This is a genomic window from Allobosea sp. FG18 (assembly GCF_057809495.1).
On record NZ_JBMDKB010000018.1, the window covers coordinates 104714 to 128477 of the forward strand.

Annotated in this window: 27 protein-coding genes; 10 read left to right on the top strand and 17 right to left on the bottom strand. The window is 63.2% G+C overall.

The window, feature by feature from the left end; all coding sequences use genetic code 11:
* The 3 genes from ACODTJ_RS19780 to ACODTJ_RS19790 are packed head-to-tail and all read left to right on the top strand — an operon-like array spanning position 1 to position 3101.
* Positions 1 to 1083: a hypothetical protein gene (locus ACODTJ_RS19780; protein ID WP_488849688.1), complete on the top strand. Its 1083-nt coding sequence runs from the start codon at positions 1 to 3 to the stop codon at positions 1081 to 1083.
* A 3-nt stretch (positions 1084 to 1086) separates the two neighbouring features.
* Positions 1087 to 2061 (top strand): hypothetical protein, encoded by a 975-nt coding sequence (locus ACODTJ_RS19785; protein WP_488849689.1) that lies wholly within the window; start codon positions 1087 to 1089, stop codon positions 2059 to 2061.
* Complete coding sequence (locus ACODTJ_RS19790) at positions 2058 to 3101, top strand: hypothetical protein (RefSeq protein ID WP_488849690.1); 1044 nt, start codon at positions 2058 to 2060, stop codon at positions 3099 to 3101. Before ACODTJ_RS19785 ends, ACODTJ_RS19790 begins: the two co-directional genes overlap by 4 nt.
* On the opposite strand, the gene ACODTJ_RS19795 is transcribed toward ACODTJ_RS19790, so the two are convergent.
* A complete protein-coding gene (locus tag ACODTJ_RS19795; protein WP_488849691.1) occupies positions 3091 to 3690 on the bottom strand; it encodes an adenylate kinase family protein in 600 nt (199 codons plus the stop codon). The genes ACODTJ_RS19790 and ACODTJ_RS19795 overlap by 11 nt on opposite strands.
* A 129-nt stretch (positions 3691 to 3819) precedes the next feature.
* Here ACODTJ_RS19795 and ACODTJ_RS19800 point away from each other — a divergent pair, with 129 nt between their 5' ends.
* On the top strand, positions 3820 to 4716 hold the full coding sequence (locus tag ACODTJ_RS19800) for a DNA adenine methylase (RefSeq protein WP_488849692.1): 897 nt from the start codon (positions 3820 to 3822) through the stop codon (positions 4714 to 4716).
* Here the strand turns inward: ACODTJ_RS19800 and ACODTJ_RS19805 are convergent.
* Positions 4713 to 5579: a hypothetical protein gene (locus ACODTJ_RS19805; protein ID WP_488849693.1), complete on the bottom strand. Its 867-nt coding sequence runs from the start codon at positions 5577 to 5579 to the stop codon at positions 4713 to 4715. The two genes, ACODTJ_RS19800 and ACODTJ_RS19805, sit on opposite strands and share 4 nt — an antisense overlap.
* Positions 5580 to 5636: 57 nt before the next feature.
* On the bottom strand, positions 5637 to 6635 hold the full coding sequence (locus tag ACODTJ_RS19810; RefSeq protein ID WP_488849694.1) for a hypothetical protein: 999 nt from the start codon (positions 6633 to 6635) through the stop codon (positions 5637 to 5639).
* Between the two features lie 185 nt (positions 6636 to 6820).
* Here ACODTJ_RS19810 and ndk point away from each other — a divergent pair, with 185 nt between their 5' ends.
* The 3 genes from ndk (at position 6821) to ACODTJ_RS19825 (ending at position 9591) form a co-directional block, all read left to right on the top strand.
* Positions 6821 to 7240 (top strand): nucleoside-diphosphate kinase, encoded by a 420-nt coding sequence (ndk, locus tag ACODTJ_RS19815; RefSeq protein ID WP_488849695.1) that lies wholly within the window; start codon positions 6821 to 6823, stop codon positions 7238 to 7240.
* 142 nt (positions 7241 to 7382) lie between these two features.
* Positions 7383 to 8021: a hypothetical protein gene (locus ACODTJ_RS19820; RefSeq protein ID WP_488849696.1), complete on the top strand. Its 639-nt coding sequence runs from the start codon at positions 7383 to 7385 to the stop codon at positions 8019 to 8021.
* Positions 8022 to 8691: 670 nt separating this feature from the next.
* Positions 8692 to 9591 carry an OmpA family protein gene (locus tag ACODTJ_RS19825; RefSeq protein WP_488849697.1) on the top strand — a complete coding sequence of 300 codons (900 nt, stop codon included), beginning with the start codon at positions 8692 to 8694 and terminating at the stop codon, positions 9589 to 9591.
* A 2-nt stretch (positions 9592 to 9593) separates the two neighbouring features.
* On the opposite strand, the gene ACODTJ_RS19830 is transcribed toward ACODTJ_RS19825, so the two are convergent.
* From ACODTJ_RS19830 to ACODTJ_RS19845, 4 genes are all read right to left on the bottom strand, one after another.
* Positions 9594 to 10637, bottom strand: a complete 1044-nt coding sequence (locus ACODTJ_RS19830; RefSeq protein WP_488849698.1) for a hypothetical protein — start codon at positions 10635 to 10637, stop codon at positions 9594 to 9596.
* A 55-nt stretch (positions 10638 to 10692) separates the two neighbouring features.
* Positions 10693 to 11412, bottom strand: coding sequence for a hypothetical protein (locus ACODTJ_RS19835; RefSeq protein WP_488849699.1), 720 nt, complete (start codon positions 11410 to 11412; stop codon positions 10693 to 10695).
* 334 nt (positions 11413 to 11746) lie between these two features.
* Entirely contained in the window at positions 11747 to 12295 is a 549-nt protein-coding gene (locus ACODTJ_RS19840; RefSeq protein ID WP_488849700.1) for a hypothetical protein, read from the bottom strand.
* 1 nt (position 12296) lies between these two features.
* Entirely contained in the window at positions 12297 to 12440 is a 144-nt protein-coding gene (locus tag ACODTJ_RS19845; RefSeq protein WP_488849701.1) for a hypothetical protein, read from the bottom strand.
* Positions 12441 to 12682: 242 nt separating this feature from the next.
* On the opposite strand from ACODTJ_RS19845, the gene ACODTJ_RS19850 reads away from it, so the two are divergent.
* The gene (locus ACODTJ_RS19850) at positions 12683 to 13054 is read left to right on the top strand and encodes a hypothetical protein (RefSeq protein ID WP_488849702.1); all 372 of its coding nucleotides are present in this window, start codon (positions 12683 to 12685) and stop codon (positions 13052 to 13054) included.
* 19 nt (positions 13055 to 13073) lie between these two features.
* Complete coding sequence (locus ACODTJ_RS19855) at positions 13074 to 13841, top strand: metallophosphoesterase (RefSeq protein WP_488849703.1); 768 nt, start codon at positions 13074 to 13076, stop codon at positions 13839 to 13841.
* Here the strand turns inward: ACODTJ_RS19855 and ACODTJ_RS19860 are convergent.
* The 4 genes from ACODTJ_RS19860 to ACODTJ_RS19875 form a co-directional block, all read right to left on the bottom strand.
* Positions 13838 to 14053, bottom strand: a complete 216-nt coding sequence (locus ACODTJ_RS19860; protein WP_488849704.1) for a hypothetical protein — start codon at positions 14051 to 14053, stop codon at positions 13838 to 13840. The genes ACODTJ_RS19855 and ACODTJ_RS19860 overlap by 4 nt on opposite strands.
* 30 nt (positions 14054 to 14083) lie before the next feature.
* On the bottom strand, positions 14084 to 14989 hold the full coding sequence (locus tag ACODTJ_RS19865) for a hypothetical protein (RefSeq protein WP_488849705.1): 906 nt from the start codon (positions 14987 to 14989) through the stop codon (positions 14084 to 14086).
* A 51-nt stretch (positions 14990 to 15040) separates the two neighbouring features.
* Positions 15041 to 15331 (bottom strand): hypothetical protein, encoded by a 291-nt coding sequence (locus ACODTJ_RS19870; RefSeq protein WP_488849706.1) that lies wholly within the window; start codon positions 15329 to 15331, stop codon positions 15041 to 15043.
* A 505-nt stretch (positions 15332 to 15836) separates the two neighbouring features.
* Positions 15837 to 16610: an HD-GYP domain-containing protein gene (locus tag ACODTJ_RS19875; RefSeq protein ID WP_488849707.1), complete on the bottom strand. Its 774-nt coding sequence runs from the start codon at positions 16608 to 16610 to the stop codon at positions 15837 to 15839.
* A 138-nt stretch (positions 16611 to 16748) separates the two neighbouring features.
* Here ACODTJ_RS19875 and ACODTJ_RS19880 point away from each other — a divergent pair, with 138 nt between their 5' ends.
* Positions 16749 to 17705, top strand: a complete 957-nt coding sequence (locus ACODTJ_RS19880) for an ATPase, T2SS/T4P/T4SS family (protein WP_488849708.1) — start codon at positions 16749 to 16751, stop codon at positions 17703 to 17705.
* Here the strand turns inward: ACODTJ_RS19880 and ACODTJ_RS19885 are convergent.
* From ACODTJ_RS19885 to ACODTJ_RS19910, 6 genes are all read right to left on the bottom strand, one after another.
* On the bottom strand, positions 17668 to 18789 hold the full coding sequence (locus tag ACODTJ_RS19885; RefSeq protein WP_488849709.1) for a hypothetical protein: 1122 nt from the start codon (positions 18787 to 18789) through the stop codon (positions 17668 to 17670). The two genes, ACODTJ_RS19880 and ACODTJ_RS19885, sit on opposite strands and share 38 nt — an antisense overlap.
* Position 18790: 1 nt before the next feature.
* The gene (locus ACODTJ_RS19890) at positions 18791 to 19555 is read right to left on the bottom strand and encodes a hypothetical protein (protein ID WP_488849710.1); all 765 of its coding nucleotides are present in this window, start codon (positions 19553 to 19555) and stop codon (positions 18791 to 18793) included.
* 177 nt (positions 19556 to 19732) lie between these two features.
* Positions 19733 to 20455 (bottom strand): DNA polymerase III subunit epsilon, encoded by a 723-nt coding sequence (dnaQ, locus tag ACODTJ_RS19895; protein ID WP_488849711.1) that lies wholly within the window; start codon positions 20453 to 20455, stop codon positions 19733 to 19735.
* Positions 20456 to 20550: 95 nt separating this feature from the next.
* Positions 20551 to 20943, bottom strand: coding sequence for a RusA family crossover junction endodeoxyribonuclease (locus tag ACODTJ_RS19900; protein ID WP_488849712.1), 393 nt, complete (start codon positions 20941 to 20943; stop codon positions 20551 to 20553).
* 224 nt (positions 20944 to 21167) lie between these two features.
* Positions 21168 to 21563 carry a hypothetical protein gene (locus tag ACODTJ_RS19905; RefSeq protein WP_488849713.1) on the bottom strand — a complete coding sequence of 132 codons (396 nt, stop codon included), beginning with the start codon at positions 21561 to 21563 and terminating at the stop codon, positions 21168 to 21170.
* Positions 21564 to 21603: 40 nt separating this feature from the next.
* Entirely contained in the window at positions 21604 to 23721 is a 2118-nt protein-coding gene (locus ACODTJ_RS19910) for an ATP-dependent helicase (RefSeq protein ID WP_488849714.1), read from the bottom strand.
* Positions 23722 to 23764: the final 43 nt, after the last annotated feature.

The window sequence follows — 23764 nt, forward strand, 5'->3', positions numbered from 1 at the left end:
ATGAAGACGCGCAATGTCACCGTGCGATCGGTCTTCCCGCTTACGATCCAGAAGAAGCGCTCACGCGCACGTCAGACCATCGGTCTTCATCGCGATTTCTCGATTCCTGTCGCTGACCTGGATGGCGATGAGGCTCCCCTCGCCTTGCATCGGGTCGTGGAGCCTGGCTCATGGTCGAACCCGTCAATCACGATGAGGGCTTGGAATGGCCTGCCCGTCGCAAGACTGGACGGCCGTCACCCTGACGAGCATCACCTGCGCGGGCTCCAGGTCGGAGACCCCGATGGTCTGAGACTTCTCGGGGATATCTCCGATCGAGAGCGCGCCCCAAAGGTCGTTTTCGAGACGATGCCCTTTGACGTCGACAAGGTTCTGTACGACGGCGAGGATGACCATTTCCGGCGGATTCAGAAAGCGCTGGATCGCTTCGCCTTTATCGATGGAGTCCTTCATCGCGTCGAACCACTGCCGAGCTATAAGATCACCGTCGGAAACAAGATCGAGCTGAGCCTGGCGCGTGCCAGCGCATCATCGCCGAACTGGCAGTCCGCCTATCGGGGCATCAATCTGAATGTCGACCAGTTCGATCACGCAGTGGAACTGGCAACGAAGATCGCCGAAATCACGCCTGGTGCGAAGGTCCCGACTGTCGATGCGACGTCCGAATGGCAGGTGCTCGATTTCTCTCGGATTGAAACTGCGCGTCTCCCCGAACTGCTCGTCAACACGCGCTGTGCCGTAAACTTGGCGCTCGATTCAGCCAAGACCTCGCTCACTGTTTTGCCGCCTGCGACCTTCGTCAAGCTTGGGGAACTTGCCGCTTGCAAGGCTGAGATCGCAGCGCCCGATCGCGCAAAAGCATTGTCGGGTGTCGATCGTGCACGCGATCTGATTTCCGAGCTTCACGACCAGGAGTTCGGCGTCGCAAAGCATCATACTGCAACCCGCGCCCATCTGCGGCGATGGTCCTCTGTCAGCCTGCTCGCTATCGATTCATGCGAGCCGCCGGCGATGGTGCCCGAGGACGCCGAGCTGGATCCCGACTACGAGCGAGCTGTCGACGATCTCGCCATGCTGAGGTGAGATGTGCTCGTTCACGCCACCATCCCGCTCAGCGTGACCTACGTCCCGCACCGAGCGAGAAACCCTCAGACGATCTCCACCCTGGCATCGGCGCCCCTGATGCTGCGTGAGTTCTCGTCCGAGGAGGTACCGATCGCGGTCACAATGGAGCACCATCGGCGACCTGGTCTGAAGTACATTCGTCGCGTCCGTGGCAGCTCACTGTTTGCCCCGATCTCCGCGAAGGCTGGAGTCCCGCCACTCAGCGCGGTCGATCTGAAGGCGCGCCTGGCTGATCCAGCCTGGGTTACTCGCTTCCTCCAATGGGAACACAAGGAAAGCCATTCCACGCTGCCAGCCAAGCTGAGACGCGTCATCGACGATGGAGGCGATCCCCTGCGCTCGGCCACAGCAGCGCTCTCTCGCATCTTGATCGTCGATGGATTCGCCTACAGGCCAGCCCTGGAACCGGCATTCGTCATCAGAAGCTTCCTGGGCACCTGGTCGGCAGACACCGCCGCGCCGGTTCAGCGGCGGAATGCCTCCGTGGGAGTTCACTTCAGCAGCCAGCGCGCCGAGGCCTGCCTTGAGGTAGTTCGAGAAATGGCTCGCGCCAATGGGGAACACGTCAACGATCAGATGCCGCGGGTGGAGCTTCAGACCGATCCGTGCTGGCCTATATTCCCTGAGGCGATCGTCAACGCGAGAAACCTTCTCTACGAGCTGAAAGGCGTCTTCGGTAGATACACCGCGGACTACGTCCTGGGACTGGAGCACTTCGCCGAAACCAGAGCGATCGAGTGCATGCTTCAGACGGCAGTTTCCTCCGATGCCGATGAGGAGCTTCCTGCCCGAGCTATGGGACTCGCCGCCGCGGTGCTTCAGGACAACCCGGCACTCGACGGTTCGAAGATCACCCGACTCATCAAATCAGTTTCAGACAGCGTCGACTTCGTCACTCACGACGAAGCGCCCGAACTCGCGGATCTCGCCCCATGACCAAGCGAACGGTTGCCGTCGGCTATCGCTATCCAGTGACCTACGTTGCCCGGGGTGGCCGGACCGCGAAGACGGCCCTGATCAACAGCACCTTCGACATGGAAATCCCCTGGCTCTCCAAAGAGGAAGCCCCCATCGCGCTCACCATTCATGAAAAGGGCGAGCGCTCGATGACGAGAAGGGCGTTTGAAGGGCACTGCTATCACAGCCCTTTCATGGTGGATCGTCTCCACGGCCCCGACTTGGTCAACTCCCTGCGTCGTCCCGCGACGACCCACACCATCCTGCAATACATGCTGCCGAACTCGGTCTATCATTGGCTGGGCGACGATCAGAACGCATTCGATGTGCTTCCGCTGGAGACGGCCCGGGTGCTCTCGGACCGGCAACAGGAGGTCGAAGCCGTTGTGCGCAAGGCGTTCGCGAAAGTCGCGGTCATCGATGAGCGCGTCCACGTTCAGCGCCGCCAGCCCATGATCGCAGTGACGCTCGCAAACACCAAGAGCGGCTCTCGCAAGCTCTACGCGTCCACGAGGATCGAGATGCGTAATACGGGTGACCGGGCGATCGACTTCCAGTTCCGCCCAGAGCGCCTGGAGGAGGCGCGCCGGTTCTACAAGGCTTGGGCGAAGGGCGAGATCTACGACCAGGTCACAGTCACCGCTGTCGACCGCAATACGAATTTGCTGCCGCCCGCCTCTGAGGCCCTCGTAAATACCGAAGCGGCCGCGAACCGGATGCTCACGCTTCTTTCGAACTTCATCGGCCACTTCCCCGACGATGGCTATCAGCTGCTCGCGCGCGTTGGGCGGGCGCATAACCTCGCGGTGAGCGATGACTCCTCCAGCATTCCGCTGCTGTTGTCCGCAATGGACGACCTGGAGGCCGCGAAATGCTTCTCAGACGACATGTTTTGGGCACGGACCGAATTGGAATTCTGGATGCCGATCCTCCGCGACGCTGTCACGAACTCGATCGATTATCCGGAGCTCGCGTTCGGCCGCTCAGACGACCCCGATCTCGCTCTCCTCACGCCCTGAGGCGAGCCGCCACACCGACGCTGATGGCATCATGGACGTCCGGCGCCGGCATCATGCCATCGACATTGAGCAGCAGCCCGCGGGAGGCGAAGAACGCTCCCACGGGCTCCGTCAGCTCTCGCCAGATACGGATGCGGTCGGCGACGACAGCTGGATCGTCATCAGCCCTCCTGGCCTCCCCGGCGGCGATCGCAGCGCCCGCCCGTGCGGCGACACGCCCGACGACTTCCGCCTCGTCGACCTCGATTTGAACGACCGCGTCGAGAGGACGAGATACCTCGTCGAGAATGTCCAGGCAGAGCTGAGCCTGTGCCAAATTCCTTGGAAAGCCGTCAAGAATGAAGCCTTCGTCCGGATGCTTGGCGAGCCAGTCACGGACAATGCGCGCGCTGAGCTCGTCGCTGACAAACCCGCCGCCCGCGATCCTCTCCCGAACCTCCCGACCCAATTCGGTATCGGTAGCGGCCATCGCCCTCAGCATCGCCCCCGTCGAAAGGTGCGAGATCCCAAGGCTCCTCGACAGAAGCGAAGCCTGGGTCCCCTTACCAGCGCCCGGAGGGCCGAGGAATGCAAGGCGTGCCGCGCGCATTGGGGGTCGATTCCTGGATTAAAGCTGAATTCCTTGAGCAAGGCCGTGGATCCGCGCAGCGTCAAGGATTGTTTTTAGTTTCGCCCAGCGCTTCCATGATCCCCTCAACAAGATCCCGAGGAGATCGATTTGCTTCACATCGAGCCACAGACAGCCGGGCCCCGACGCCCGGTCATGCGCTGGCTCGGCGGCAAGTGGGTGCTCGCTCCGCGCATCATCGCCAAATTCCCGCCTCACCGTATCTACACGGAGCCGTTTTGCGGCGCCGCGAGCGTGCTGATGCGGAAGCCGCGATCCTATGCTGAGGTGATCAACGACGTCGACAGCGACGTCTGCAACCTCTTCAGCGTGCTCCGAGATGAGACGGAATCGAAGCGGCTGATTGAGCTCCTCCACCTGACGCCTTTCGCGCGGGAGGAATTCGAGCTCGCTTATGAGCCGGCCGAGGACCGCATCGAGCAGGTGAGGCGTATGGTCGTGCGCTCCTATCTCGGCTTCGGTTCTGAAAGCGCCAATGTCGAGGCCAGGACAGGCTTTCGTGCGAATTCGAATCGCTCGGGAACGACGCCGGCCCATGACTGGGCGAATTACCCTGAAGCGCTGCCCGCGATCGTGGAGCGCCTGCGGGGCGTCATCATCGAGAACAGGCCTGCAGTGTCGATCCTGCGCGCGCATGATAGCGAGGAGACCCTCCACTATCTCGATCCGCCGTACATGCCGGAGACGCGATCACCGAAGTCTCGGAAGGGCGCCGGCGGCTACCATCGCTACCGCCATGAAATGGAGGTGAGCGACCACGAGGAGCTCCTCGACGCGATTCTCGAACTCAAGGGGATGATCGTAATCTCCGGATACGCTTCCGCGCTCTACGACGGCAGGCTCGGCGACTGGGAGCGCATCGAGATGGATGCTCTGGCCGACGGAGCGCGTCCTCGCAAGGAAGTTCTTTGGCTCTCTCCGAGCGCTTCCAGTGCGGCCCGCCGCCATGCAGCGGGCCCGCTCTTCAATCTGGAAGCCGTCGCCTAGCGCATGGCGAAGGCGGGAGCCTCGTCCTCGAGGTCGACCGCACGCCTGGGCTCGGCCATTCGAGGTGCAACCGACAGAACGGCCGGCTCGACCTCCGCCTCCATGAACGCAGCCATAAAAGGCGGCAGCTGACCGCCGACCAGGCCGCGGCGCAGTTCCTGCAGCGAACGAACGGTCTGCTCGAACGCCGTCTGCTCGACGGGCTTGTCATCCAGCGCGCGAGAGAGATGCTCGACAATGGCGTCGAACCGCTTTTCGGCCGTCTCATTCAAGCGCGTGCCCGACTGCCGCTGGCGCAGCTGGGCCTGGCCATAGGCGGCCATCAGCCCCTCGCCAGGGGTCAGGAGGCCGGGAACCATGCGCAGAAGGCTGAGCACCTGCTCATCGAAGGTTTTCTGAGCCCGCGGCGAGGGTCCGTTCGAGATCTCGGCACGGCGGGCGCCGAGCAAGGTATCTCCGAGGTCGCTGCCATGCAGCTCGACGCGGCCGGCCCCGATAGTCAGAGGAGCGATCGTGATGCCGTCGAGGTCCCGCGAAATCGCCACAGGGACGGTTTCGATGGTCCGCGACCCTTCGTGGTCATGAACCGGCCAGCGAGCCTGCAGCAAGATGCCCATGCCGGTCGCACGCTGGTGGACGATCCCGAGGATCTCTTCGGCGACGAAGGGCTCTGCCTGGGGCGCCAGCGTCTGCACGGCGCCATCGGTCGTCCGTCGCCAGAGACGATCCCTTCCGTCGATCGGTCCCGAGCCGTAGGTGGCACCATCCAACCCGGTGGCGACCCGCAGGGGACCGTGGTCACCCTGGACGGTTCGGAATTCGAGCTTGGCCATCTCGGCGAATGCGGGCGACAGGTTCGACATCGGGCACCTTCCTCTTCAGGAAGGAGCCTTCGTCGCGGCGATGAAAGTCACAACGCCTCAGAGCGACAGCGAGTCTAGCTCCGGATCGCTGGCCGCGGCGATGCGGGGACGGAAGTCGAGGAGCTTCAGATCAAAGGCCCGATTGAAGGTCAGCGTCGCGAGCTCGAACTCGGGCAGATGGATTGCGATCTCTCCGAAATGAGCTCGAAGAACGGCCGGGTCGAATTCATTCGGATCGAACGCATCCGCGACCTCGCGATAGGCGAGCCAGGTCTTAAGGGCCGGCTTGGTAAGCCATAGTCCGGAACTGGTCGGGACAAAGCGGACACAGCTGAGGGTCGAGCGGATCAGCCCGAGTGTCATGTCGGTCTTCAGGTAGTCCGGGTTCGCGTTGATCACGCGCAGGTTTTCCAGCTCCTCGGAGACACTGACGCGACCGTTTGGCTTCAGGCTCTCGGCCATGGCCCGAGCAGCCCCCAGATCCGTGAGCATCATCGGAATCACGGCGCCGCCGCGATCGCCCTGATTTCGCGGCATATGGTTCATGTGGATCGACACGTTCGAGAGGGACGTTCGTCCCACATTGAAAACCGGCGCGCTCTCCGAGCAAACCAACTGCCCGGCGACGATCGCGACGTTCTCCCGTACATGCTTCAGGGCCGTCGCTCTCGCGCTCTCACGATTTGTCTCGACCCACTCGATACCCGGCTTGTCGGCTTGGAATTGAGCGAGCGTAGGCGCCTTCAGGCTACCGAAAAGGCTCGCTACCGGCTCCTCCAAGCCCAAGATGTATCCCGGGTCCGCGAACTCGACTTGACCGTGGCGCTTGATATGGGGCTGAGCCCACAGCTTCCCAGCCACTCCATTCAGGATCAGCTCGCTGAACTCCGGCCGGCGGTACTGGGCGTACTGGATATGGAGCGCGCCTGGATCATCAAAGCGGGCGAAGCTCGGGAGATCGACCTCCTCGACCTCTGCCACCTCGACATGCTGGGGGTTGCGCGCCCGCTTCGCGCGATACGCGGCACCATAGACGTACCTGATGAAGGTCTTCACGCCAGCCATCCACCTTTGCTCATGTCTTCAGAGAAGCCGCCGCTTCCGAAAGTCGCAAATCGCACCCCCGCGTCGCCGCTCGAACGCCTTGCCCCATCCACACTCTGGCGCCGGCGAGCGCAAGAAAATGCATGCGCGATCCATGAATCGAGATATCATTCCTTGTAAATTCGGAGAATCGAGCTTTGTCGACTGAACGCACTTTCGCGATGATCAAGCCGGACGCGACACGCCGGCACCTGGTCGGCCAGATCCTGGAGATGGCAGGAGCAGCGGGGCTTCATGTCCGTGCGATGAAACGACTGAGGCTCGACGATCAGGACGCCTCCCTCATGTATGCCGAGCACGAGGGCAAGCCGTGGCTTCCCGAACAGATCGCCTACATGACCTCCGGGGCAGTCGTGGCGATCGTCTTCGAGGGCCAGGACGCCATCACCCGCTGGCGGTCCCTGATGGGACCCACCGACCACACCAAGGCGCCGGCCGGTACGATCCGGAACAAGTTCGCGATCTCCTATCGTGAGAACAGCGTGCACGGCTCTGACTCGCCGGAGGCGGCGAAGCGCGAGATTCCGTTGTTCTTCGCCAGCTCCGAGATCGCGTGAGCTCCACGAGCCGATGCAAGATGCCTTGAACATCCTGACCGACCCCGCCGACAACTGGCCGTGGCTGCTCGCCCTCATCCTCGTGGTCTCGGCGGGCGGCTCTCTCGTCATCATCCTGTCCGCCAAGTTCGCGATGCAGGGCATGGCGAAGGAGGCTGCGCGCGCGATTACGCAGCTGACGAAGACGCCGGTCGCTACCGATTCCAAGCCGAGCATTATCACGGTCGGCGAGGGGCTCTCGCGCTGGCGACCGGGCGCTTTCACGATGCTTCTCCAGCGTCGTGAAGCTGCAGCCGATATCGACAGCGCCTACAGCGCCGGCGAAGAGGCAATCGAGCGCCTCTCCCTACATCTCGTCGACCATCTTGGCGAAATCGGGCTGGCCGAAACCGATATCACCGGGAAGACCTCCGCGGCCGACGCGGCAGATGGCGGTTGCGCAGCGACGGTCGAAGTTCAGGTCGCGCTGATGGATCCATCCCTCCAGCCGAAGATCGCGCAGCTCGCTCTGGCCATCGGCTTCACCGAAAACCGCCGTGGGCAACGGGAGGAAGTCACGCTCGATGATGCCCACGAGCGCGCCGGTCGCCTGGCCTTTGACGAGGCCACCATCAACATGCGGGCGGCGGCCGCGAGCCTCTCCCGTGCCGAGAAGGTGAACTTCGAGGAGATGGCGCTCGTCGACGTCAAGATCGAGAGCGTCTCGTCGCTGCCTGGTGAAGACATTCGCAAGCGAGCGACGCTTGGTTGGCGTTCGACTGCACCCGCTCCGGCGGCCTGATCACCCGATCTTGCCTTCTTCGGGCGATCAGACCAGGCTCTGGGCCCAATTCGGAGTCCGAATGAGACCTCTGATTGTCGCTGTAAGCCTGCTGGCATTGAGCACTGCCCAGGTCGCTGCGCAAACATCCGTTCCTGCGTGGCAACTCCCGTTGCGCGGTCGGGAACAGCCGCAACCGGCTCCGGCTGATCCGGCCCCGCCTCCTGTGGCCCCAGCGCCCCCCTCCGCACCCGTCGCTCGTCCACCAGCGCCTCAGGTCGTCCCGCCATCGGCGCCGATCCAGACCGCTCCATCCCCGGCGCCGCGGCAGCCGCCTCCGGGGCTCAATTGGCAGCCGGGGCAGGGGACCGTCATCGTCACGCCGCCTGCACCTACCATCCATGTCGCGCCCCAGCCAATGCCTGAGGCACCGCGTGTGTCGCCGCAGACGCCGGTTCCGCGGGTCTCCCCGCAAAGCGTCGTGCCGCGGGTCTCCGCTCAGCCTGATTACAGCGCGCCCCCGCCTCCGCAGCAGCAGCCATCTCCGGGCCTGAACTGGTATCCAGCACCGAACCAAGCGCAGCGATGGGTGCCCCCGCCTGCGCAGACTGCTCCCGCACCGGCCCCGAGCACGGCGCCACGCGCGCCTCGTCAGATGAATCCGGCTCCCGCCGGAGGAACGAGCGTCTTCATGCCCGGCGCTGGCGTTCGCCGGATCGAGGATGTTCGAGCGCGACGCCAGCGCTTCGAGGAAGCCGGGACGACCATCATCCGCGAGCCAGGACGCGTCATCACGCGCGAGCGCGGCCAAACCGTTCTCCGCCATGACGAGAATGCTCGCTTCCAAAGGTTCGGCGCGCCGATCTCGCAGGAGAGACGGGGAGGGGAGATCTGGACGACATGGGCCCGCCCGGGCGGGGGGCAGCTCGTCTCGATCACGGATTTAGACGGACGTCTCCTGCGCAGGATCCGCCGCCCAGCCAATGGCGGCGAACACATTATCGTCGACAACGGGTGGCGCCGGCCGCGCCATGGAGTACGCCCCGCCATCGTGATCCTGCCGCCGATCGAGATGCTCAATCCGGGAGAGCTGACCATCCTGAACGATGGCCGCGAGGCCGAGACTTTGAGCTCGACCTGGTCGCTTGGTCCAGTGGTGCCACTTGATCAGCTCTACGAACTCGATCAGGTCCGCTTCAGCCCAACCTTACGGTCAAGGATGCGCGCGGTCGAGCTGGGCGGTGTAAGCTTCGACACCGGCAGCTGGGCGCTCGACCAGACCGATCTCAACGCACTCTCCCTGGTCGCCTCTGCGATCCAGAGCGTGCTCGGAGCAAGCCCCAACGAGATTTTCCTCGTTGAAGGCCATACGGGGAGGAGCGGTAATGAGATCGACAACCTCTCGCTGTCCGACCGGCGAGCGGAAGCCGTCGCGGAGGCGCTGACCCAGATGGGCGTCCCGCCGGAGAACCTCGTCGTTCAGGGTTATGGCGATGCGGTGCCTCGGGATGAGGGTCGCAGTCGTTCAGCGCGCGACGACAATCGTATCCTCGTCCGCCGGATCACGCCGCTGCTCGCTCCGGCCGGCTGACGTCAGAGCTTCAGCTCGCTCAGCTCCGGCGCTTCTATGCCGGCATCCATAGCGACCGTGGACGCTTCCAGCTGAGCGTAGGGCCTGCTGAGCCAGACGCGGGCGTGATCCGGTAGCGAGCTTCTCAGCCGCATTGCTGCCTGCGTACCGGCCTCGACGTCGATATTGTCGGGATTGAGCGACTGGGCCAGGAGCCCGAGGCTGATGATCATCGAAACGGGGACGTCGTCCAGCGCCAGGTGAGCGATCGAGGACCCCATGTATTCATACAGGTGCTTGACGACTGAGAACCGTGGATCATCGACGCATTCACGGGACACATCGATCTCGCCAACGACCTCGACATCAAGCTTGTCGATGTCCAGATCTCGCAGGGACTCGTGCGTCGAGGCGAATGTGTCCGCATAGGCGAGCGCGCCCGCCAAGTCATCGGCCCGAAACGCAGCATGTTGGGCGGTGTAGTGGTGCTCCGGAATGCTGGCTTCGACAACGATCCGTGGCGGGCCGAAGGTATAGCGCACCATCCATATCGGCTCTCGGGCGGGAACGAGCAACGCGCCGTTCAGCTCGCGCAGGCGGCCGGCCATGGCTTGCAGGCTTGCGACCTCAATCGCGCGCTCGTCGTCGACGAAAGCCTGGAACTCGCGCCCTTGCAGTGTCCGGTACCCGGGCACGGCATCTTGCCGCCTCATCGCCGTCCCTGCGGTGCGAACCCGGCGGCTCTGCCGGGCCGCAACCTTGAGAGCCTGGAGATGATCCGGCGGCCATTCCGCGTTGAAGAGGCTTGCGCCGGCCAGGGAGAGTCCGTCGTCGCCGGGGCTGCCGTCCTTGCAAAGGGGAGCACGTTTGAGACCGCCGTCGATATCGAAGAACTCGATGCGCTCGCCGTGGCAGACCGCAGTGAAAGCCGGCTCTGGCTTGGTTTCGAGAACAGCAATGCGCACCGGCTCTGTATCGGTGACGAAGCCCGTCTGGATGTGGCGATTCTTCCGCTCGCGAAAACGCGCCTCGTAGATCAGATCCATCCAGCGAATGACGTCGGCCATATCCGCACCCTTTCCTGCTCACAGCTTAGGGCCGGAGATCGCAAGAGAGGATAGGCTAGGCGGCCTTGTCGAGCGGCAGGAAGGGCAGGAGCGCCGCTTGCGCACCGGGGACGAGGGAGAACCCTTTCATCATCGCCCCTGCTATGACTGGGTCTTCCGCCCGACTGGCAGAGAGCAGGACCGGGTTGGCGGCGGGCAAGCGCCCGAAGATGATCGATGCGAAGGTCGGCGATTTAGACACTGCCTGCTGGATCGCGAGCTTTGGAGACCGGAATGAAGCGCAGACTTCGAGAACGCCTGACCAGGCTAACTCAACTCCGAAGTCGATGGCGCTTCGAGACGCGAGACGGACCATTGCAGGCGACGGCCGCGAGCCGACCGCCCAGCCCGCTCCGAGCCCCAGGCGCGCCGCAGAAGCGATAAGCGCAGGCGCTGCCTGATCCGCCTGCCAGACGCACGCCTCAAGCCTCTCCAGGGCCCTGTGGGGCCGGCCAGCACAGTGATCCACGAGCGTCGCCACAAGGAGCCGAAGCGGCGTGTTCATCATTTCTCCACGAAGCGTCGCCTTTCTGGCAGCGAGGCGGGCGAGATAAACGGCGTCGCTGAACTCATCAGCGAGAACGGCTCGAAGCGCGATAACGTCGGGATGATCGGGCGCCGCGTTTTCCGCGTTTTCAACCAACGCATTCCTGCGGCTGTCGCTCGGACACCAGAGCGCCGCGAGAACGTGCTCGATCGCGTGGCGGGCGCCGTCTGATACAGAGTGCTCCATCATAGGCCGGAGCATTGCGCAAAACTCTTAAGGTTCGATTGAGTCGACTGAAGGATTCGTACGGACCCGCAGACGAGAAGGTTTGTGAGTCCGTTCCTTAGAGCGTGGGAAAGTCGTTCGTCCTGAACTCGGGGAACCGGTCTCGAACGCTGGCACACCACTGCGCCTTCGTGGGCACCTCAGCAGGGTCCCTGACCTCGGAGCAGCTCAGACAGACCGCCACGTCCTTCGGCGCGTACCAGTACCCGGTGGGACGAAAGCAGAAGCAACAATGCTCCCTGACGCGGCCAGGGGCGTTATCGGGATCCGGCGTGAGCTTGATAGCCATAATCGAGATTTACATACGCAGGACGGGGGCGAAAGAGGCTAGTTCCACCTCTTTTCCATTGAGGATCACGCGCTCGAAGAGCGGCCCATCGATGAAGGGCGGATCAGGCTCTTGGGCGGAGCGCTGCCGCCGCGCTCCGGAGGCCATCCGCGCCACGTTTTCAATGCGGACATGACGGGCCCGATCGCCCCGAGAAAGCAGGACAGCGACCGGCATCTCGGCATCGTTGGTGATGCTGCGGACACAGTGCGCCCTGTGCCGGCCCTCGTGAGAGCGAATCTGGATGGTCTCATCCTCCTGATTGATCGCCAGGAAAGGCATCCCGATCGGATCGCCGGCGCGCAGCTTCGCTTCCATGCCGTTGAATTCGAGCTTCAGGGGAGGGCAGAGGTCGAGGTAGACCGACGGCCGCATCAAAACCACGAACCCGGTATAGGCGATTTGGGCCACATCCGGCACGGCTCCCATCCCGTCCCTTTGGTGGTAGATCACGCCATTCAGTGCGAAGTACCCGAGGCTCTTCGGCGAAAATGCTGGGACGTCGCGCGCGCCGGTCATCTCAGGCTGCCCGACCGATGTGGCAGGCGAGCTCGAAGGGGACCGTTGTCGGGCGCGTGATGATGACCGGCACTTCGTCCGCCGACTGGCACCCGCGAAGGATCTCAGCGAACACCTCGCGCTCGTCGCTGCGGCGCGCGGTCATGGAACGGCGCCTGCCACCCTGGTCCTGCCACTCAACGGCAACCGCTGCGATCTTGATAATCCTATGGCTCTGCATTTCAGCAGCCTCTTGTTCAACAACTGCTCACCCATCACAAGGAGCGCAGCACGATGCAAGGATCTAGAGGGAATCAATCCTTGGCCGTCCACCGTCAATCCTTAATACTGGCAGCGGCAGAAGCGAAACTGCTCATCTGATGCATCGGAAGGATTTTCGCCGTGCCCATGCCGACCTACCGCAACCTTCACGGAACAATCTTCTTCGGGAAGGACGGGGAATTCCGGCACGTCTGCGACGAAGGGCAAATGCTTAGTCTGGTCTTCGACAGCGAGAACGGAACCGTTCACAAGCACGGCGTCGCTGATCGGATGAGGGCTTGGCTTGATGCGACCCAGGCAAAATTGCGGGCGAGTGGTGATTTCGGAGAGTTGATGGCGAACAACCTGGAGATCGCGAGCTTTCCCGCTTGCGACGCCACGCTCAAGGTGCTGAATGAGCGGGTGATCGATCAGACTCCGGCTCTGCCCAGCCTGCTCGAAGCCCTTGCCGAAGCGAGCGCCGAAGCTCCCGCCTCAAAGGTTCTTCCCGGCCTTTGAGCCTCTTGGTTTGATTTTCTTGAAGCTCTGGATCCTGTCTGACCTTCATTTTGAATCGGTGCCGTTCCCGGGCGCGTTTCGCCCAACGGCGCCAGATTTCGACGTGCTTGTTTCGGCCGGCGATATCTGGTCTGGCGACCCGAAGCGTGGCTTCGAGACACTGCGAAAGCTCGCAGGCGACAAGCCCGTCGTCACCGTCCTCGGCAATCACGAGTTTTTCAAGGGCGAGGTCGAGAGCACGATCGCCTCGGCGCGCCTTGCGGCCAAGGCGTCCCGTGTCTTCCTCCTTGAAGGAGATGCGATCGAAATCCGCGGCGTGCGCTTTGTCGGTTGCACGCTCTGGACCGACTACGCGCTCGGCGGCGACCTCAACCTGGATGCACCAACCGGCGAGGCGGTCACAGTCTGCGTCGACGGCGTCCTGCGTCCGCTCCGGATCAGCGACGTCCAGGTCCTGCATCGTCCCGCGCGTGAGCGCCTCTCAGCCCTGCTCGACGCACATAAGAGCGCTCCTAAGGTCGTCGTGACGCACCACGCGCCGCATCCAGCCTGCTTGACACCCGCAGAGCTCGGGACCTGGGCCGCCGGAAACTGCGCGTCGGATCTCTCTGAGCTGACAGACTCCGGACGCGCTGCGCTCTGGATCTATGGTCACATCCATCGAAGCGCTGGCGGAAGGCGCCCAGGCGGCACGCGCCTCCTATCGAATCCAGCTGGCACTCGCTTCTCGAACCAAGCCTTCGATGAACACCTAGTCGTCGAGTTGGATCGAGCTCAGACTGCCTAGGGCGTCATCGACTGCGAAGGCTGCGAGGCGAGATGTTCGAGCGCATCGGCAAGCGCAGTTGCCTCGTCGCATTTCCCGATCAGCAGGCCCTCTCCAGGCTCGCTGTAGAGGATGACATCCGGGGGTCCCATGAGGACCCAATCGCCGTCGCCGTCCTGCTCAAGCGAATAGCCGACAGGAAGCGCCCCCGGCCGATCGTTTTCAGTGCTCATTGGATCCAATTGCATTCTCCGGATTGAGCCTCAGGGAGATGGAGAAGGACCGGCCGGGACCGGCGCGAAGTGCTCGGCTCGATCGATCGCCTTCGTCGCCGTCTGCCTGACCCAGCCGCGGTCAATCCAATTTCCCTCGGAAGCCAGCTTCTCCTCGATCGCGGTCAGGCCGGCGCGGAGCGCGACATTGCGATTGAACTCTACCAGCACGGCATCGCGGTCGTGCTCGCTGATCACGTCGTCACCCGCGATGGCATAGCTCACCATCTGCCTCAGCAGCGAAGACGAGGTCGCATGGCGATCGAAGCCGCCCTCAACGGCGAGAAGTGCCAAGTCCTCGATGCTGGTGCCTCGATGATCGTTGGCGACTTTTTCGATCTCCTCAAGTGCCTCCCGGTGGACCGAGTTCGCCTTGGCGAGCTCCTCGACGAGCGAACCGAAAGCGAAAGCAGAGAGATCGACGCCGAGCTCGCTGGCCATGTCCCGGGCCCTTCGCTGAACGCTCTGCGCGTCGTCGCCGGGCCTGAACCCATTGAAGAACCCGGAGACGGCCTCGAGGCCCGGCACGGCCGAGGGGCCGAAGTTCAGCTCGCCGCGGGAGGGCGCGTTCGCCAGGGTATCGGATGCCATCTGCTGAAGAGTGCGCAGGGCCGTCCCGGCAGGCATCTTCGAAAGATCGGCAGCTGCCATCGCGCGGATCGCGCCCTGGTAATAGTTCAGCGCGACCCGATCGATCTCGACCTGCATCTCGGCCATTCGCTCGACCGACGTGGTGGCAACCGCGGCTGGGCGCACGGCGTCCAGCGTCTCAGCGCGGGCTACCGCCATTCCGGTGACCACAAGCCCGCACACCAGGGCGCCGGGCAGGACGCCCCGTGCCATCACATCCTTGAGACTGGCGACTTGCCTGACGAGATCTGCAAAGCGCGTGGTCATAAATGCCTCCTGAAGCTGACCTGGAAACGTACCGAGTCGGGATGCAACCGACTAATGTCCGCCCAAGGACCTCTGGATGTCGCGGACACGCGACTGGGTCAGCCGTCCAGAGCTGGCCTTCACGACTTCCTCCACCCGCTTGCGCGCGGCCAACTCCGCATCCTTCGACGCGGCTTCATCGACCCGCTCATCAAGCGCCAGGAGAAACTGGGCGTACCCTTCGGCATCTGTTCGGCCCGCAAGCTCCATGGTTTCGAGGAAATCCTCTGCCTCCTTGGGCGTCACGCCTTCATGGATCACGAGGTGATGCTTTCGACGCTCGCGAATGGACTGGTCTGACATCTGCTCCGGCCAAGTGGTTTGGATTCGGTAGAATAGGATTGCTCGAATGCCACGACGGGTCGAGGCCCGAACGCCTCATTCAGCCTTCAGAGTCCAGGAGCGGAGTTTACTCGTCGGGTTGGCCAGACTTCGTCGATGGGAACGACCTCGATCTCCTCCCAGATCAGTCGAACCTCGCGCATCGGTGTCAACAGAGGGTGTTGGCAGGAGGGATCGAATTGACGGGCCGTCAGGTCAATGGCCTGACCATCAACCTCCACGACGTAGTGGATCCACCACGACGGTTTACCGAGCTTCAGCCATCGAGGATCTGCATCAGGGAAGCTCTTCGCAGCCTCCGTGAGGCGTAGCACCTTGAAATCGACTCCGGCGCGCTCAAGCTGCGTCCCTAACGCAGCCGCTACCTGCTTACATTTGCTGAAGGCGCCTCGTGGGGTAGCGAGCCCGCGGTGCGCGCGAAGGACAGCGTCGATCGCGGCCTGAACCTTTTCTGAAGGAGCTCCCATTACAGCCTCAGGCTCGGCCCAGCGGCTACAAATTCAGGCAAATCAGGCGTGACCGTATCCTGCCGGGCGTTCGGCTGATCCAGCCTCGGCTCGGTGGCAACGAAAGCCTCGATCTCAGCCCGCTCGGGCGCCGTTGCCGCGAAATCAGGGTCCGCCAAACGGAGTTTCGAGAACAGGCGGAGGAAGAAGGGGTCGAACTGCGCGCGCCCCAGCCCGCTGCGGGACGGTCGGATCATCGCACAGATGATCTTCCCTTCAGGCTCGCCCGGCTTGTAGACCCGCCGGGAGCAGAGCGCATCGTGAACATCCGCGATCTGAACGATCCGGGCTACCGCCGGGATAGCGTCGCCCTGCAGCCCCTCGTAGCCCTTGCCGTCGAAGCTCTCATGGTGGAAGCGCGCGACCAGCGTGAAGACGGCCGGCAGATCTGGGATCGCTCGGAGAGCCAGAAAGCCATAATGCGCGTGCTTTCGCATCTCGGAACGCTCGATGTCGGTCAAGATGCCGGGCTTGTTGAGAATGGAACTCCCAACATCGAGCTTGCCAATGTCGTGCGTCAGGCATGCCGCGCCGAGCTCTAATACGTCCCGCTGGGCAAATCCGGCCTGACGGGCGATCGCCATGGCGCTCCTGGCAACGCGACGAGAATGCCCGGTTAGGTCGCTGTCTGGAAACGCCGCGTCGAAGCCGACGATTTTCGCCCAGGCACTTTCGATCGCCGGGAGAAAGGCTTCGTCATCGTCTACCAGGTCTCGCGGGCTCAGAAGGCTCATGGGTGCTCAGTTTCAACCCAACTCTCCCGGCGGGACATGAAAGCGACAAGGACCGCTATCGAAAATCTTGCTGGATCCCAAAAACCATAGGATCGTCTACTTGAACCCTTTAAGCGATCGAATCTCTGCGACGGCGGAATGAAAGCTGATCTCGTCGACCTGAACTTCTCGGACCTCTACCTGCGCCTCGATAAGGACGGGCAGGCGATCTACCGGATCGGTCCCAACAACGAGGGCAAGTCGGGTCTGGCTGCCGTGCCGGATGGCCATGACAGCGACCTCGCTGCCGTCCGGAACGCGATCAATGACGACGGAACGAACTCCGGCACGGTCACGTACGACGAGATGAGGCTTCGCTTCGTGCGGATGCCCACCGTCGAGGATCAGGTTTGGGCGGCCATTCGTCGTATCCCTTTGTCACCACCGACGCTCGACGAGCTTGGGCTGCACCCGGACGCGGTGACGATGATGCGCGGCTTCGCGGCCAGGCGAGGACTTGTGCTTGTCGGCGGCGCGACCGGAGCCGGAAAGACGACCACAGTGTTCGGCGCACTCCACGACTACCTGAAGATCCGCGGAGGCGTCGCCATCACTCTGGAGGACCCGCCCGAGCTGCTGCTGCAGGGACCCGTCGGTGCCGGCATCTGCTTCCAGATGGGTATCTCGGAAACCTACACTTGGCAGATGGCTGTAATGGCTGCGCTCAGGTCGCGGCCGCGATACATCCTCATCGGTGAGATCCGAACACCGGAGGCGGCGCAGCAGGCTCTCATTGCGTCGCAAAGTGGCCACCTCGTTCTCACGACCGCTCACGGCGGCTCGGTGGAGGAAGCTGTCGAAACCATTATCGGCTTGGCCGAGGTCCGGCTCGGCGAACAGGCGGCACGCCGGCTCATGGCCGGAAATCTGCTCGCCGCCATCCATCAATCACTCGGCCACTACGGGCCGAGCCTGGAGGTCGTTCAGACCAAGTCTGGCGGCACGCGCGCCCAGGATCCCGTGCGCTCGGGGATCATCGACAATCGCCCCGACGTGCTGCGCCAGAACTTGGTGAAGTTCACTGCGCCGCCGCCGAGAGCAGCGGCAGCTGAATAACCTTGGCGCTGCGCAGGGGCATCGCCGGGATGTCCTCCGGCTCGCCCGAGTTCAGCTGACGCATCGAAGCCATCTGCCCGATCTGACGAAGAGCGCCGAGATCGTTTCTGGCCACTTCGATCAGCCGGTTCATGGATTCGTTGAGACGTGCAACGCTCCGCTCGCTGTCCGCGAGCTTCTGACGCAGCACGGCGTTTTCGTCCTGGCTCGCGCGCAGCAGACCCTCCTGGTCGTCGAACCGCTTCTGGATCTGCAGAGCGAGGTCGCGCCGGCGCTCGGCATGTGCCGCGTTATTGGCTTCCAGCTCCTGCTGGTGGCGCACCTCGGCTGCTGCGAGAGCATCACGTCCGCCGATCAGCGTGCTTTCCAGCTCCGAAGTCAGCGAACTGACCTGCTGCTCATGTGCCTGCACGAGTGCGACGCGGTCCACACGGGCCGTCTCGATGACGCGGGCGAGCTCCGCCTCCAGGGTGGCGATGCGATCGCTAAAGGTCGCCGCCGTTTCGGAGCGAACCTGTTCGGTCACCGCGACGAGGCTCTGTCTCTCCGTCTCGTGTCCTTCGATGAGAGCGGATCGCTCCGCCTCGAAGGCCGAGATCAGGCCGCGTTTGTCGGCTTCCACACGCTCCAACAGCGCGTTCTGAGCCGCAGACGACTCTTGCTGGACGCGAAGAACTTCCGCGTCGCAACGGTTGCGCTCGGCTTCGAGTTCGTCCCGGACCTTCTTCATCAGGCCGGCGAAGCGTTCCTGCAGGCCCTTCAGCTCGTCGCTATGCGCGCTGCCGAGGCGACGAACCTCGTCCGCGTGGAGCTGATTGAGGCGCTCGGTCAGAGCCGCGATTTGCTCGTTGTGCTGGGTATGGATCGTGGTCAGGTGGCGACGGGCATCGTGCCCTTCCACCTTTGCCATCATCAGGTCCTTCTCCAGCTCGACGATCCGCTCACTTTTGGTCTGGATGGTCGCTTCGAGCTGCTGGAGGATCGAGGACAGCGCCCCGCGCTGGCGCTCAACAGCCGCTTCCATGATCGCCTCGGTCAGGCCGCGCGCGTCATGGAGGAGCTGGTTCGTGTCGGTATCGCTCATGTCAGGCTCCAGTCGCGGTCATCGGTTGGGCGCCGACCCGCTGCGTAAGGGTGCGCAGCGAGGCTGCAAGATGTTGTTCTGAGGTTTGCTCGCCACCTCGGCCGCCACGCTGAAGGGAGAAGTCGGGCATCGGCTCGAAAGCGTCAGCCGGCTCTGCGGGCGGAACGATCGCCGTCTGGGACGAGGTCATGACAGGCCGCGGCGCGGGGCCGACTTCGACGATCGTGCTGTTGGTGCCGGGGGCGGCTGGGAGATTGGCGGCAACCTCCGGCTCGGCGGCAGAGCGGAAACCGCGGAAGTTCCGGAGCATGGTTTCCGTCGCCACCTGGAGTTCGCCATGGGCGCTGACAGCGTTATCCCGCTCAGCCGTCAGCAAAGCGTTTGCCTGCAGTGCGGCAGCCAACGAAGCAGTCGTCTGCTCAAGCTCTGCCTGCAGCGCCTCCGAGAGACGCGTGGTCTCGCGCAGCTGGACGAGAATGTTGTGCGCACGCTGCTCGGCCTGGTGCAGTTCTGCAGAAAGCCGCTTCACGTCAGCCTCACGCTGAGCCGAAAGCTGCTGCAAGGCATCCGTCAGCCTGGCATGGTCGACATTCTTGTCGCAGGTCACCTGTCGGAGGTCCGCAGCAACCGCGTCGCGCTCTCCCTCGACGCGGGCCACTCTCTGGCTGAGCTGCCCGATCTGGTCGTCTTTCCGCGCGACGAGCTCCTGAAGCTCGGCGATCTGCCGGTCTCGCTGGGAGATTGAATCCATCACGGCATCGACCATCGCCTGCCGGCGCTCGTGGATGTGATCACACAGCGCACCGACACGCGAAAGCGTGTCCGCAGCGGCGGCATCCCCTGTCGGGTTCGGATCGGGATTGGGCGTCACAGTCACTGGCACGATCACCACATCAAGAACAGCATCAAGGATTGAAACTCAAAACCATCACAAGGTCGGCGGTCAAGCGTTCAATCCTTGATCCACCGTGCTCGCCCACCGTTTCCACACTGCCTCGTCGCCGAGCTTCCCGATGAAGGCCTTGTGCTGCTCCATCTCCTCCGGCGACGGCTGGATGACGCCTCGCCGCGGAAACCACGATTGAAGGGCGCCGGCGGCCGCGACGATCTTGCGCTGCTCGGGCTCAGCCTTCTCGGCCGTGAGCTGAAGCTGATCGAGGCCGAGAAGCTTGAAGTAGACAGGAATAAGCAGCTGGCTGTCGAGCAGGGCCCCGTGAAGCGTGCGGGAGGACCGGTCGATATTAAACCGATCGAGAAGTGCATTCAGGCTGGCAGGGCTGCCAGGAAAGCGTTCGCGCGCGAGGAGTAGTGTGTCCACAGTCCCGCTCCAGGGCACATCACCGATGCCGCATCGACGCAGCTCCGCCAGGATGAACTCGACGTCGAACTTGGCGTTGTGGGCGACAACCTTGGCGCCGCCGATGAACTCGACGAGATCCAGGGCGATCTCGTTAAAAAGGGGCTTGTCGGCGAGGAACTCATCGCTCAACCCGTGAATTTCCTGGGCCTCAGCGGGCATCTTCATCTGGGGATTGATGTAGCGATGGAAGACGTTCCCGGTTTCGACCAGGCCGACGGTCTCGATGAGGCCAACCTCGCAGATGCGGTCGACATTCTTGTTCACGCCGGTCGTCTCGGTATCAAAAAAGATCAGCCGTTCGTTCATCACTGGCCCGCGGAAGCGAATTAAGGATTGATTGCGCAATCCTTATCACCCGCACTCGCATGCCGAAATGAAGATGCGGCGCCCGTCCCCGCTTTTCAGGCAGGCGTCACAATGACCGTCGTACGGGGCGTCCGCGAGCAGATTTTCGAGACGACGGCGCGGCAGACAAGGCGGTCATCCTTCCAGACGATGCGGTTGCAGCCATCGAGGATCGCCTTCTTGGCGTTGTCGAGGTCCGGATCGGTGACGTCGGTCGGCCATGTGTCGGGATCGCCTTCCATCTCGAAGGCGATCTCAACGCAGACGGGCCGCTCGATAGGAGCTGTGCTCCGCATTGCAGCCTTCGCAATCTGTGCGACCAGGTCCTCGTACTCCTTCGTCTCCTTCGGAGTGAAGCTACGGCTCGGCACCGCCTTCAGAAGCCTTTCGAACTCGGAATACGACCCTCTTGCCCGGCTGAACGCCTCGAGGATCGCGCGGCTCGACATTTGTGTCCTCGCGCGCTGCTTCGTTCGCGGTTCACAATCGATGACGAACCTGATTTCGAACGGCTCTGCCGCCCCGATCACGCCACGCTTGGCTCGCCCGCCCTTGTGGGCGCGCCGCGGCGCGGACGGAACACCGGTGAGATGCCGCGGAGCGGGGCGCCGCGGGGCCTCGCCATCCTTGATGATCCCGAGCCTGCGGGCTTCTGCGAGAGAAAGGCGACTGGTCACCTGGCTGCCCTCGCGACGCGGCTGGAGCGGTCACCCTCGGCCTTGTCGGCGACAGACTGTCGGACCGCGAGAAAGGCGCCGGCAGGGCATTGCTCGTCGAAGTAGTCCTGACCCGCCTTCTCACGCCCTTCGGCAAACCGCCCATGGGTGAAGAGCCCGCGCGCGAACTGTTCGCGCATCATCGCGTCGCCCAGGCTGTGGAGAGCGGTGAGGCATGCTTCCGACAGGCCGGCGCCCTCTCGTTCAACGATTGCCCCGGCGGGGCTCTCGATGGCAGAGCGCCCCGAGAACGAGGAATGCGGCCACAGAGAAGTGACGATCCAGAGATCGCAGCCTGCAGCCACCAGCAACAGCGCGCCACCGACCCAGGTTCGAAATCTCTGCGTTCCCATCTTTCCAGGCTCGACGCCTGATCCGAAAGTCACAACGCCCTCACAGAACCGGAGCAATCGGCTTCGCGCGCGAGAACCCTTTGCCCCGCATCCCCGCCTTCGGCTTGTCGTCAACGAAGGGGTCGAAGAAGCTGTCGATGGTGAGGCCGCTCTCGGCAAAGAACGGCGACGGGTTCACCGCCCGCCCATTGCGGATCGACGCGCCCGATACCCAGAGCGACTTGCGCGCACGGGTGAAGGCGACGTGAACAAGCCTGCGCTCCTCTTCCATGCCGCCCGCGGACGGCCCGAACCACCGATCGCCGGCCTTGCCCCTTACAGGCTCGCGCAGCGCTCTCGGGCTCGGCACGACGGCCGAGTCCACGCCAACGCAGAGCACATGGTCCCACTCCAGCCCCTTGCTCGCATGCATGGTCGAGATCGTGACCGCACCGCGCTTGCTGCGCTCGATGGCGATCTCTCCACCAAGGACCAGCCTTTCCAGGAAAAGCGGCGCGGAGGGCTCCTCGTTGGCGATCCGGCGCAGGACGTTCAGGTTCTCGACCCGGCGCTTTGCAGCCCGGTTCCCTGCCTTGCCAGCAAAATCCTCGTAACCGACGCCCTCAGGGCGAAGCACGAATTCCAAAATCGTGGCCGTGTCTTCCTCAGCGTGCGCGTGGGCGCGATGGAGCGCCTCCAGAAGGTTGGAGAGTCGCTTGAGCGCCTCTACGGCTTCCGGAACGATCCGCCCCTGGGGATTTGCTGCAATGCGAGCGCAGACCTCGTGGAAAGGCTCTCCGGTGGCCAGGTGCTGATCAACGAGCGCGTGCTCAGCGACAGGTCCGAGCTGACGCGTCGGCCGGTTGACGATCCGCTGGAAGGCAAGGTCGTCCCATGGGTTCACCGCCAGGCGCATGTACGCCGCGATATCGCGAACCTCCTCGCGGTCGACAAGGCTCGCACCACCCGCCAGCTCGTAAGGGATCTTGGCCTTGAGGAGGCCCTCCTCGATTGTCGGGATCACGAAGGCCGATCGAACGAGAACGGCGATGTCGTCGTATTTCTGTCCTGCCTTCGCAAGTTCGGCGAGACGCGCGGCGACAGCCCAGGCCTCTTCCCGCTCGCCCCCATAAAGGCCGTGCTGGACACGTTCTCCGGACGTCCCGGATGCCAGGCTTTTCGGGAACTTGCGGCGGTTCCAGCCCACAAGCTTGACCGCAGGGGCGAGGATCTCGTCCGTGCAACGACGATTGATCGTGAGCGGATAGACCCGCGCGTTCTCTCCGGCGATGTGGTCCATCGCCTCGGGATACCCACCCTGAAACGAATAGATGCTCTGGTCGACGTCGCCAACGACCATGACGCATGCGCCACGAGAGGCCAAAAGCCTCGCAAGCTCCACCTGGGCTTGATTGGCATCCTGTGCCTCGTCGACGAGTAGATGACCAATTCCACCGATCTCGACATCAGCGACTTCCGGATGGTCCCGCAATAACGCCGAGGCGCGCACGACGAGATCGCCAAAGTCCATTACGCCGCGGCGATCGAGCTCGAACTGGTAGGCGACGTAGAACTGGGCCAGACGCTCCTCTTCCTCCGATCGGCGGGGGCGCTCGGCATCTTCGATCTCAGCGACCGTCAGGCCCCAGCATTTCCAGCGACGGATTACCGTCGGCAGCGCTGAGATATAGCGGTCCACCTTGTCGGCGCGCCCGGGCGTGCCTTCCGGGAAATGGCGCTCAACACAGCTCTTGATCAGCCGGAGGGCGTCATCGTCGTCGATGATGGTGAAGTGCTTGGGCAGTCCCGCTGTCTTGTGATGCCGCCTGAGGATCCGCGCCGCCAGCGAATGAAACGTGCCCATCTGGATGCGTGAGGCGCTGCCGATATCCAGGAAATGCGCTATGCGCTCTCGGATCTCTTTCGCCGCCTTGTTGGTGAAGGTCGCGATCGTGATCGCCTCAGGTTTCACGCCTCGTTTCGCGATCAGATGAGAGACCCTCGCAACCAGCGTCCTCGTCTTGCCCGTGCCGGCGCCGGCCATGACGATAACGCTCGCCTCGGTCGCATTGACGACAGCAGCCTGGTCCTCCGAAAGGGCCGGCTCCGTCTTCGCTGATTCATGCTGTGAGAAAAGATCCAACGCACACACCGATTCTCTATCCACTGCCGTGACCATGGATTGATCGAATGGTCCTTGTCCATTTCACATGGATTGTGGA